8 protein-coding genes, 4 tRNA genes and 1 pseudogene are annotated in these 11,346 nt (G+C 61.0%); 4 read left to right on the top strand and 9 right to left on the bottom strand.

What is annotated here, in order from left to right; all coding sequences use genetic code 11:
* The 7 genes and pseudogenes from L9Z73_RS16880 to gltX form a co-directional block, all read right to left on the bottom strand.
* Positions 1–320, bottom strand: a pseudogene (locus tag L9Z73_RS16880) (alpha/beta hydrolase); the annotation flags it as partial.
* Between the two features lie 13 nt (positions 321–333).
* Positions 334–873, bottom strand: a complete 540-nt coding sequence (locus tag L9Z73_RS16875; protein WP_247403107.1) for a TetR/AcrR family transcriptional regulator — start codon at positions 871–873, stop codon at positions 334–336.
* A 183-nt stretch (positions 874–1,056) separates the two neighbouring features.
* A tRNA-Glu gene (locus L9Z73_RS16870) sits at positions 1,057–1,132 on the bottom strand.
* Positions 1,133–1,210: 78 nt separating this feature from the next.
* A tRNA-Ala gene (locus tag L9Z73_RS16865) sits at positions 1,211–1,286 on the bottom strand.
* A gap of 50 nt (positions 1,287–1,336) precedes the next feature.
* A tRNA-Glu gene (locus L9Z73_RS16860) sits at positions 1,337–1,412 on the bottom strand.
* Between the two features lie 77 nt (positions 1,413–1,489).
* Positions 1,490–1,565: transfer RNA gene (locus tag L9Z73_RS16855), tRNA-Ala, on the bottom strand.
* A 147-nt stretch (positions 1,566–1,712) separates the two neighbouring features.
* Positions 1,713–3,194, bottom strand: a complete 1,482-nt coding sequence (gene gltX, locus L9Z73_RS16850) for a glutamate--tRNA ligase (protein ID WP_247403104.1) — start codon at positions 3,192–3,194, stop codon at positions 1,713–1,715.
* 196 nt (positions 3,195–3,390) lie between these two features.
* Here gltX and L9Z73_RS16845 point away from each other — a divergent pair, with 196 nt between their 5' ends.
* The gene (locus L9Z73_RS16845; protein WP_247403101.1) at positions 3,391–4,437 is read left to right on the top strand and encodes an HlyD family secretion protein; all 1,047 of its coding nucleotides are present in this window, start codon (positions 3,391–3,393) and stop codon (positions 4,435–4,437) included.
* Positions 4,438–4,486: 49 nt separating this feature from the next.
* Positions 4,487–5,977 carry an MDR family MFS transporter gene (locus tag L9Z73_RS16840; protein WP_247403110.1) on the top strand — a complete coding sequence of 497 codons (1,491 nt, stop codon included), beginning with the start codon at positions 4,487–4,489 and terminating at the stop codon, positions 5,975–5,977.
* 120 nt (positions 5,978–6,097) lie between these two features.
* Here the strand turns inward: L9Z73_RS16840 and uvrB are convergent, their stop codons facing one another.
* Entirely contained in the window at positions 6,098–8,113 is a 2,016-nt protein-coding gene (gene uvrB, locus L9Z73_RS16835; protein ID WP_247403098.1) for an excinuclease ABC subunit UvrB, read from the bottom strand.
* 345 nt (positions 8,114–8,458) lie between these two features.
* On the opposite strand from uvrB, the gene L9Z73_RS16830 reads away from it, so the two are divergent.
* Both L9Z73_RS16830 and L9Z73_RS16825 read left to right on the top strand, forming a co-directional pair.
* A complete protein-coding gene (locus tag L9Z73_RS16830; protein ID WP_083357714.1) occupies positions 8,459–9,655 on the top strand; it encodes an amino acid aminotransferase in 1,197 nt (398 codons plus the stop codon).
* A 111-nt stretch (positions 9,656–9,766) separates the two neighbouring features.
* Positions 9,767–9,976 (top strand): hypothetical protein, encoded by a 210-nt coding sequence (locus tag L9Z73_RS16825; protein WP_247403095.1) that lies wholly within the window; start codon positions 9,767–9,769, stop codon positions 9,974–9,976.
* Between the two features lie 107 nt (positions 9,977–10,083).
* Here L9Z73_RS16825 and L9Z73_RS16820 read toward each other — a convergent pair whose 3' ends face one another.
* Complete coding sequence (locus L9Z73_RS16820; protein WP_247403094.1) at positions 10,084–11,094, bottom strand: ZrgA family zinc uptake protein; 1,011 nt, start codon at positions 11,092–11,094, stop codon at positions 10,084–10,086.
* Between the last annotated feature and the right edge of the window lie 252 nt (positions 11,095–11,346).

Genomic DNA, 11,346 nt, shown 5'->3' with positions numbered 1-11,346 from the left:
GAACGGCCGTGGGCCGGGCCATCCAGGGCAATCACCGAATAGCCGTTCTCCACCAGCGCGGTGATCAGGCTGGCGAACTGGGTGGGCCGCCCTTCCCAACCGTGCATCAGCAGCACCGCCGGGCCTTGGCCCCAGCGCAACGCCGACAGACCAAAACGCAAGGTGATGCGCTCTGCGTGCGCCAACAGTGGCAACTCCCAATCACGCGGCGGTAGATCCCGTGGGGTCATGAAGACCCGCCGCATGTTGTTGGCCACCGTGTGCGGCGCCAGGCGCCCCAAGGTGCCGTTGACGCTACGAATCCAGGTCAATGCGCCCATTCTGCAAACCCTCTTAACGTATGGCCGACTTCGCGGCACGCAACACACGATCCGACAATTCACCCGGCCCGAGGGCACGCGCCAACGCCAGCCCGCCGATCATCAAGGCCATGTCCGCCAGGGCCTTGTCAGTGTCTTCCGGGCTGGCGGCCAGTTGTGCGGCCATCAGTTCCACATGTTCGTTGAGGACTTGGCGAAACGCGTCCGGCAGGCGGGCCATCTCGCCGACGGTCGCCGGAATCGGGCAGGCCTTGGCCGTGGAGTCACGGTGCTTGCGCGACAGGTAGAACGCCGCAACCAAGGCGCGGCGTTCTTCGCCGGTGAGTTGCGCATCCATGTCGTCAATCGATGCACGGCGCTGGGCCAACAATTGGCTGAAGGCTTCGAGCATCAGCGCATCCTTGCTTTCAAAGTGCGCGTAGAAACCGCCGACGGTCAGCCCCGCCGCACCCATGACTTCACCGACGCTCGGCTCGGCCGGGCCGCGCTGAATCAACGCGGCGCTGGCGGCCTGCAGGATACGTTCGCGGGTTTGCGCTTTTTTATCGCTCATCGTTGCCTCCGACTCTCATGAGATTAATATTATAGCCATAATAATATTTCGCAAGCGAGTAGCATAACCACTGGTCAGAAGCCCGCATGGGCAAGAGAAAGGAGAATTGGCCAAACGCCAGACAAACAAAAGGGCCATTCAATAATTGAATGACCCTTAAAAATCCCGCAGAGCGGGTAATCGTGGCGTCCCCTAGGGGACTCGAACCCCTGTTACCGCCGTGAAAGGGCGGTGTCCTAGGCCACTAGACGAAGGGGACACAAACCTTCTATACAACTGATCAGGCTGAGACTGATCGATTCAAGTACGGCGTGGCCAGAACCTTGAACCTGTAAATTGGTGGAGCTAAACGGGATCGAACCGTTGACCTCTTGCATGCCATGCAAGCGCTCTCCCAGCTGAGCTATAGCCCCGGATTTTTCGCCTCGCGGCGCAGCAGACCTTGCGAACTGCTTGTTAAAACTGGCGTCCCCTAGGGGACTCGAACCCCTGTTACCGCCGTGAAAGGGCGGTGTCCTAGGCCACTAGACGAAGGGGACAAAACCTTCTGTACAACATGATCAAGCTAGGCTTGATCGATTCAGGGACGGTGTGGCCAGACCTTGAACCTGTAAATTGGTGGAGCTAAACGGGATCGAACCGTTGACCTCTTGCATGCCATGCAAGCGCTCTCCCAGCTGAGCTATAGCCCCTCATCGGTGAGGACGGGGCGAATCTTAATTGCGCTTTGGAAACGTGTCAAATTTATTTTCAACAATTTCCAAAGTTTTTTGCCGGGATAACAATCACTTACCAACCAAACCCCGAAAAACCGGGGTTTGGCCGCTACAAGCGCTGACTCAGGCAATAGCGCCCAGCAGCTTCTCCCACTCTTTGTTTTCTTTCTTCGACACACCACCAAGCAAATCAAGGGCTTGGCGCAGACGGAAACGCGTGAGGTCCGGACCGAGGATTTCCATCGCATCGAGTACCGACACCGAACTGGCCTGCCCGGTGATCGCGGCAAACATCAGCGGCATGGCATCGCGCAATTTCAGCTCCAGGGATTCGACCACCGCCTGGATCGTCGCGGTAATGGCGTCCTTCTCCCACTGGCGCAGGCTTTCGAGCTTCCACAGGATCAACTGCATCAACTGGCGAACCTGATCGCCGGAGAGTTTCTTCGACTCAAACAGCTTCGCATCCGGGTTCACGCCACCGGCAAAGAAGAAACTGGCCAACGGTGCGACTTGGCTGAACGTCTCCACCCTGCCCTGCACCAGCGGCGCGATCTTCATCATGTACTCGGGATTCAACGCCCACTGCTGCATGCGGCTGGCGAACGCTTCCACCGGCAGGTCGCGCAGCCATTGACCATTGAGCCACGACAGCTTCTCGATATCGAAGATCGGCCCGCCCAGCGAGACGCGGGACAGGTCGAAATTGTCGACCATTTCCTGCAGCGAGAACTTCTCGCGCTCGTCCGGCATCGACCAGCCCATGCGCCCCAGGTAGTTGAGCATGGCTTCGGGCATGAAACCCATGCGCTCGTAGAACGTCACCGAAGTCGGGTTCTTGCGCTTGGACAGCTTGCTCTTGTCCGGGTTACGCAGCAGCGGCATGTAGCACAGTTGCGGTTGTTCCCAGCCAAAGTACTCGTAGAGCAGGATCAGCTTCGGCGCCGACGGCAGCCATTCTTCACCGCGCAACACGTGGGTGATGCCCATCAGGTGGTCGTCGACCACGTTGGCCAGGAAGTACGTCGGCAGGCCGTCGGTCTTCATCAGCACTTGCATGTCCATGCGATCCCACGGGATCTCGACGTCACCGCGCAACATGTCCGGCACCACGCACACGCCTTCGCTCGGCACCTTCATGCGGATCACATGGGGCTCGCCGGCGGCCAGGCGTGCGGCCACTTCCTCTTTGGACAGCAGCAGCGCACGGCCGTCGTAGCGCGGGGTTTCGCCACGGGCCTGTTGCTCGGCGCGCATCTGGTCCAGTTCCTCGCTGGTGCAGAAGCATGGGAACGCATGGCCCATGTCGACCAACTGCTGGGTGTACTGCTTGTAGATGTCGCTGCGCTCGCTCTGGCGATACGGGCCGTGCGGGCCGCCGACGTCCGGGCCTTCCGACCAGGTGATGCCCAACCAGCGCAGGGCGTCGAAAATCTGCTGTTCCGACTCGCGGGTCGAACGCAGTTGATCGGTGTCTTCGATCCGCAGGATGAATTCACCACCGTGCTGCTTGGCAAAGCAGTAGTTGAACAAGGCGATGTAAGCAGTGCCGACGTGGGGGTCCCCGGTAGGCGATGGCGCGATGCGCGTGCGGACGGTGGTCATGGCAGGTCTCGAATGGGCGATATAACTGAAATTAAAACAAGGGGCGAATGGTAACAGCCATGGGCACTTGGGCTCCAGCGTCCTCCGTACCGAGCATGGCATATAGGCCAAGTTTGGGTCTGGAGACTCGCTATAGCTATTTGCCAACTGGCTGGCTGGTTATATTCCATTACCTCTTGTTACAGACGCCGCGCCCATGCCTGCCCCACTGAAACGCCGCCTGCTTATCTTCGTATTGATCGTGAGCCTGATCGCCCTGGGTTTCTTCGCCCAGTGGTTCTTCAGGGGCCGCTTCTACGAAAGCACCGATAACGCCTACGTACAGGGCGAGATCACCCGGGTCTCCAGCCAACTCGGCGCGCGAATTGTCGAGGTGCTGGTCGGTGATAACGAGCACGTGCAACAAGGTCAACTGCTGGTGAGGCTTGAAGGCGACGACTTCCACCTGGCCGTGGACCGCGCCAACGCCGCCCTCGCGATGCGTGAAGCCGAGCGCACCCAGGCGCAGAGCAAGCTCACCCAGCAAGCCAGCCTGATCGCCGCCGGCGAGGCCAAAGTGGCGTCCAGCCAGGCCAGCCTGGGCCGTTCGCAGATCGACCTGTCCCGCGCCCAGACCCTGCGCAAACCCGGCTACGTCTCGGAAGAACGGGTAACCACCCTCTCCGCCGACAACCACATCGCCCGCTCCCAAGTGACCATGGCCCAGGCCGACCTGCAGGGTCAGCGCCAGCAGGTCAACGCCCTGAATGCCGAGATCAAGCGCCTCGACGCGCTGATCGCCAATGCCAGAACCGACCTGGCCCAGGCCGAGCTGAACCTGACCCGCAGCGAAATCCACGCGCCCATCAGTGGCCTGGTCGGCCAGCGCGCCGCGCGCAATGGCCAATACGTGCAAGCCGGCGCCTACCTGCTGTCGATCGTCCCCGACCAGGACATCTGGATTCAGGCCAACTTCAAGGAAACCCAAATCGGCCATATGCAGCCCGGGCAAAAGGCCGAACTGACCTTCGATGCTTATAGCGATACACCGATCGAGGCGCGGGTCGACAGCCTGTTCGCCGCCTCCGGGGCGCAGTTCAGCCTGTTGCCGCCGGACAATGCCACCGGCAACTTCACCAAAGTCGTACAACGGATTCCGGTGAAACTCACGTTTGCTGCGGATAACCCGCTAAAGGGCAAGATCCGCCCCGGCATGTCCGTCACCGTCAAAGTGAACATCAAAGACCAGCCTGATGGCCGGTGACCCACTGCTGCGCCCGGTCGGCGAACCGACCCGGCGCGACTGGATCGCGGTGATGAGCGTGATGCTCGGCGCCTTCATGGCGGTGCTCGACATCCAGATCACCAACTCGTCCCTCAAGGACATCCAGGGCGCGCTGTCAGCCACCCTGGAAGAAGGCTCGTGGATCTCCACCTCCTACCTTGTGGCCGAAATCATCATGATCCCCCTCACCGCCTGGCTGGTGCAGTTGCTCTCGGCACGGCGGCTGGCGGTGTGGGTGTCGATAGGATTCCTGATCGCCTCGCTGATGTGCTCCATGGCCTGGAGCCTGGAAAGCATGATCGTGTTCCGCGCCCTGCAAGGCTTTACCGGCGGCGCGCTGATCCCGCTGGCGTTTACCCTGACCCTGATCAAGCTGCCCGAACATCACCGCGCCAAAGGCATGGCGATGTTTGCCATGACCGCCACCTTCGCGCCTTCCATCGGCCCGACCATCGGCGGCTGGCTCACGGAAAACTGGGGCTGGGAATACATCTTCTATATCAACGTGCCGCCCGGGCTGCTGATGATCGCCGGACTGCTCTACGGCCTGGAAAAAAAGGCGCCCCATTGGGAGCTGCTGAAAAGCACCGACTACGCCGGCATCGTCAGCATGGCCATCGGTCTGGGCTGCTTGCAGGTGTTTCTGGAAGAAGGCCACCGCAAGGACTGGCTTGAGTCGAACCTGATCGTCAGCCTGGGCAGCGTCGCCCTGCTGAGCCTGATCACCTTCGTGATTGTGCAACTGTCCAAACCCAACCCGCTGATCAACCTCGGCATCCTGGCCAATCGCAACTTCGGCCTGTCGAGCATTTCCAGCCTGGGCATGGGCGTCGGGTTGTACGGTTCGATCTATTTACTGCCGCTATACCTGGCGCAGATCCAGAACTACAACGCGCTGCAGATCGGCGAAGTGATCATGTGGATGGGCATTCCCCAGCTGTTCCTCATCCCGCTGGTGCCGAAACTGATGAAGTGCGTGTCGCCGAAATGGCTGTGCGCCTTAGGATTCGGCCTGTTCGGCCTGGCGAGTTTTTCCTCGGGCGTGCTCAACCCGGACTTTGCCGGCAGCCAGTTCAACCAGATCCAGCTCATCCGCGCCCTCGGGCAGCCGTTGATCATGGTGACCATCTCGCTGATCGCCACGGCGTACATCCTGCCGCAGGACGCCGGGTCGGCTTCAAGCCTGTTCAACATCCTGCGCAACCTCGGCGGCGCTATCGGCATTGCGCTACTGGCGACCCTGCTGGATGCGCGCACCAAGGTCTATTTCGATTATTTACGCGAGGCGATCGTGCCGACCAATCCCCAAGTCGCGGAGCGGCTGGCGACGCTGACGGAGCAATTGGGCAACCAGACGGCGGCACTGGGCAAACTCAGTGAGATTGCGCACCAGCAGGCGCAAATCATGGCCTACAACGATGCGTTTCACTGTGTGGGGCTGGCGTTGGGGGTGAGTATGGTCGCGGTTTTGTTGACCAAGGCGTTGCCGGCGGGGCTTAAGGCTGGGGAGAGTCATTGAGACCGTGTCGCGCCTATCGGGAGCAAGCTCCCTCCCACATTTGACCGGGTTCCAACTTTGAAATGCAGTCAAATGTGGGAGGGGGCCTGCCCCCGATAAGGCCAGTACAGCCACTACCAATCAGACCGCCAGCAAGCGCTCACGCAACTTACCGATCTCATCGCGCGTCTGCGCCGCCGCTTCGAATTCCAGATCCCGCGCCAACTGGTACATTTTCTCTTCCAACTGCCGGATACGCTTGGTGATCTCGCTCGGCGAGCGCAGTTCGTTTTCGTACTTGGCGCTTTCCTCGGCGGCCTTGGCCATGCCCTTGCGCTTCTTGCTGCGCGAGCCAGGCACGGTGGCGCCTTCCATGATGTCGGCGACGTCCTTGAACACGCCCTTGGGCGTGATGCCGTTTGCCAGGTTGAAGGCGATCTGTTTGTCGCGACGGCGATCAGTCTCGCCAATCGCCCGCTCCATAGAGCCGGTGATGCGATCAGCGTAGAGAATCGCCCGACCATTGAGGTTACGCGCCGCACGGCCGATGGTCTGGATCAGCGAGCGTTCGGAGCGCAGGAAGCCCTCCTTGTCCGCGTCGAGGATCGCCACCAGCGAGACTTCCGGCATGTCCAGGCCTTCGCGCAGCAGGTTGATCCCCACCAGCACATCAAAGGTGCCCAGGCGCAGGTCGCGGATGATTTCCACGCGCTCCACGGTGTCGATGTCCGAGTGCAGGTAGCGCACGCGCACGCCGTGGTCGGCCAGGTAGTCGGTCAAGTCTTCGGACATGCGCTTGGTCAGCGTGGTGACCAGTACCCGCTCCTCCAGGGCCACGCGCTTGCCGATTTCCGAGAGCAGGTCGTCGACCTGGGTCAGCGCCGGGCGGATTTCGATTTGCGGATCGACCAGGCCGGTCGGGCGTACCAGTTGCTCGATCACGCGCCCCGCGTGCTCCGCCTCGTAATTGCCGGGCGTCGCCGACACGAAGATGGTCTGCGGGCTAATGCGTTCCCATTCGTCGAAGCGCATCGGCCGGTTGTCCAGCGCCGACGGCAGGCGGAAGCCGTATTCCACCAGGGTTTCCTTGCGCGAACGGTCGCCCTTATACATCGCGCCGACTTGCGGCACGCTGACGTGGGATTCGTCGATCACCAGCAGCGCGTCGTCCGGCAAGTAGTCGTAGAGCGTCGGCGGCGGCGCACCGGATTCACGGCCAGAGAGGTAGCGCGAGTAGTTTTCGATGCCGTTGCAGTAGCCCAGCTCCAGGATCATCTCCAGGTCGAAGCGGGTGCGTTGCTCCAGGCGCTGGGCTTCCACCAGCTTGTTGTTGGCGCGCAGGTATTCCAGGCGCTCGGCCAGCTCGACCTTGATGCCCTCGACGGCGCCCATCAGGGTTTCACGCGGCGTTACGTAGTGGCTTTTGGGGTAGAAGGTGAAACGCGGCAGTTTGCGGATCACTTCGCCGGTCAACGGGTCGAAGGCCGACAGGCTCTCGACTTCATCGTCGAACAACTCGATACGGATCGCTTCCAGGTCGGACTCCGCCGGGTAGATGTCGATCACATCGCCGCGCACACGGAAGGTGGCGCGGGCGAAGTCCATGTCGTTGCGGGTGTATTGCAGGCTCGTCAGCCGACGCAGCAGTTCGCGCTGGTCAAGTTTGTCGCCACGGTCAACGTGCAGCACCATCTTCAGATAGGTTTCCGGGCTGCCCAGGCCGTAGATGCACGACACCGTGGTGACGATGATCGCGTCCTTGCGTTCCAGCAGCGCCTTGGTCGCCGACAGACGCATCTGCTCGATGTGGTCGTTGATCGATGCGTCCTTCTCGATAAAGGTATCGGAGGACGGCACATAGGCTTCGGGCTGGTAGTAGTCGTAGTAGGAAACGAAGTACTCCACCGCGTTGTTCGGGAAGAACGCCTTGAACTCGCCATACAACTGCGCGGCCAGGGTCTTGTTCGGTGCCAGTACCAGGGTCGGGCGGTTGATCTGCGCGATCACGTTGGCGATGCTGAATGTCTTGCCCGAACCGGTCACCCCGAGCAGCGTCTGGTGCGACAGGCCGGCTTCGATGCCTTCGACCATCTGGCGAATCGCTTCGGGTTGATCGCCGGCGGGTTCAAAGCGGGTGACGAGCTGGAAATCCGACATAACGTACCTCTTTCAAGTCACCCCCGGCTGCACTCCACCAAGGACGAAAAAAGCTCAGCGACCCGCGAATTCTCATCGCAGGTTGCAGGAAAAAACCATGATAGCTGTAGAAGTGGTGGCGAATGTGTCGGGTTTCAAGGCAATCGTCCGACCTGCCGTCTACGCTCAAGGCGGGATCAAGACTAACGGTCGGCAAATAAACCGAAATAGTTGGCTGAAAAGCCGTTTCGGTTGTCGCCCTTGACCGTGATGGCCTCTATACTAGCTCCCCGTTTGTGCACCGCTCTAGTGCATTCGGCTGGAGCGCGACACGTCCCTCCTTTCCCCCATAGAGCTGCCGCAAAAATGAGCCTGTTCTCCGCTGTCGAAATGGCACCACGCGATCCAATCCTGGGCCTCAACGAAGCATTCAACGCCGATACACGAACCACCAAGGTCAACCTTGGCGTGGGCGTTTACTGCAACGAAGAGGGGAAGATTCCGCTCTTGCGTGCCGTTGCCGAAGCGGAAGCCATTCGCGTGGCGCAACACGCCGCCCGTGGCTACCTGCCGATCGACGGCATCGTGGCCTACGACCAGGCCGTCCAAAAGCTGCTGTTTGGCGCTGACTCACCCCTGCTGAGCGCAGGCCGCGTCATCACCGCACAAGCGGTCGGTGGCACCGGCGCACTGAAGATTGGCGCTGACTTCCTCAAGCAACTGCTGCCCAATGCCGTGGTTGCCATCAGCGACCCGAGCTGGGAAAACCACCAGGCGCTGTTCGAAAAAGCCGGCTTCCCGGTGCAGACCTACCGCTACTACGACGCCGCCACCCACGACGTGAATCGTGCTGGCCTGCTCGAAGACCTCAACGCCCTGCCGCCACAGTCCATCGTGGTGTTGCACGCCTGCTGCCACAACCCGACCGGCGTCGACCTGAGCCCGGCCGACTGGCAACAAGTGCTGGACGTGGTCAAGGCGAAAAACCTGGTGCCGTTCCTCGACATGGCCTACCAGGGGTTTGGCGACGGCATTCACGAAGACGCGGCTGCGGTGCGCTTGTTCGCGGAATCGGGCCTGACGTTCTTTGTATCGAGCTCGTTCTCCAAATCGTTCTCCCTGTACGGCGAACGTGTGGGCGCGCTGTCGATCGTCAGCGAATCCAAGGAAGAAAGCGCGCGCATCCTGTCCCAGGTCAAGCGTGTGATCCGCACCAACTACTCGAACCCGCCGACCCACGGCGCGGCGATCGTGGCCGCAGTGCTGAACAACCCAGAGCTGCGTGCCCAGTGGGAAGCCGAGCTGGCCGAAATGCGCCTGCGCATCCGTGGCATGCGCGAGCAGATGGTCGCCGAACTGGCCAAGGCTGCGCCGGGCCACGACTTCAGCTTTGTCGGTCGCCAGCGTGGGATGTTCTCCTACTCCGGCCTGACCGTTGAGCAAGTCACCCGCCTGCGCACCGAGTTTGGGATCTACGCGCTGGATACCGGGCGTATCTGTGTGGCAGCGTTGAACCAGGCGAACATCGGTGCGGTAACAAAGGCGATTGTTCAGGTTCTATAAACCTGGCGGCGCTGTATGAAGGGAAGCTACGGCTTCCCTTTTTAATGCCTGTCAGAAAACGCCCTGCTCCCCTAGACTGAACCCCGACTGCCCCTTTGCTATGAGACCCCTATGAGAAACGACGACCTGGACCTGCATGCCGAGCGCGACGAGCTGGACCACTTCACCCCGCGCGCGCCTCAAGCCAAGCGCCAGAAAAGCCTGGTATTGCAAGTAGCCCTCGGCGTATTCCTCGGCGGCCTGGCCCTGTGGCTGGTGCAATTGGGTGCGACAGCCATCATGGCCAAATTGGCGATGGGTACCCTGCAATTTGGCGGCTGATGAAGATCGAAAGGTGGGAGTGGGCTTGCCTGCGAAGGTGGTGTATCAGTGATGGGTGTATTGGCTGACGCACCGCTTTCGGGGGCAAGCCCCCTCCCACATTGGTTTTATGGGGTTTCCAGGACGCGTTCCTCCAGTAACCTTACGAAGCTGTTCAAACTCTGCGACACCGTGCCCCGGCGCCAGATCAGCCACGTGTGCAAGACGCGGAAATTATCCGTCAGCGGCCACACACTCACCGTGATAAACCCCGGCATGCTTTCCAACATGCTGCGCGGCATCAGCGCCAGGCCGGCCCCAGCGCTGACGCAGGCAAGCATGCCGTGGTAAGACTCCATCTCAAAAATCCGCCCCGGCACCGCGCCGTCCTGTGCGAACCAGCGCTCGAAGTGGTGCCGGTACGAACAGTTGGAGCGAAAGGTATAGATGCTTTCCCCGTTCACATCCTGCCCGCGGGTGATCGGCGCGTGGTGCAACGGTGCAATCACCACCATCTCCTCCTCGAACACCGCCACGCCCTCCAGGGTGGCTGCTGTGACCGTCGCTTCCACACCTTGCTGGCCGCTCGGGCCGATCAGTTGTACCTGAATTTTTTGCGTGGCGGGGAAGGTCTTGAACACTTGGCTCAGGTCGAGGTTGCTCAAGGCGGTCGGCGTGGCGCAGGTGAATTGGTAGTGGGCGTGGATTTCGCTGTGGTCGTGATGATGCTCGTGGGCCGCCGCGCCTTTGCTGTCGGTGGCGTGGTCGTCATCGTCGTCGTCATGCTCGGCTTCGGGCTTGTCGCCGAACAGCGGGCTGTTGAGTTCCTGGGTGCTGATCACGCAACCGGCGGCCTTTGGCAGGTTGAACAGGGCCACGGGATTTTCCAGCTGTTTGCGCACGGCGGCGACCTTGGCTTTGTCGGCGGCGCTGGTGGCCAGGTGTTCGAACCCCACCAGGTTCATCGCCGGGCTGTCCAGCTCAAGCTCCAGGGCCTGGCCGTCGAGCACCGCGTTGAGACGGCCGACTCCGTGTTCATGGGCGCCGAGGCTGGCGTGCTCATGATCATGCTCGTCAGCGGCGTGGGCGATAGCCAGTGGCAGCAGGGCAAACGGCAAAGCAAGCAGCAGACGGCGCATGGGGAAGCTCCAGAACATGAAAGTTATGTTATGTGATCTTATAACAATAATTCCGGGAGTTTGACCGCACGCTTGGCGTTGCGCAAGCCGCATGGGAGCATGCCCGTCGGAAAATGCAGGAGTAAGGACGATGTTGCGAATTCGTGGAACCGTCGGCGACCTGCCAGTGGACTTGACCCTGGAGCTCGATGACACTGATTGGGCGCGATTGAGCGCGCAGTTGCAGGCGACGCCCGTGGCCAGCGCGACCGC

The sequence above is a fragment of the Pseudomonas emilianonis genome, assembly GCF_023072625.1.
Classification (GTDB): Bacteria; Pseudomonadota; Gammaproteobacteria; order Pseudomonadales; family Pseudomonadaceae; genus Aquipseudomonas; species Aquipseudomonas paraveronii.
Note: the sequence above shows the minus strand (reverse complement) of the source record. Positions and strands in the feature narration are given on the sequence as shown.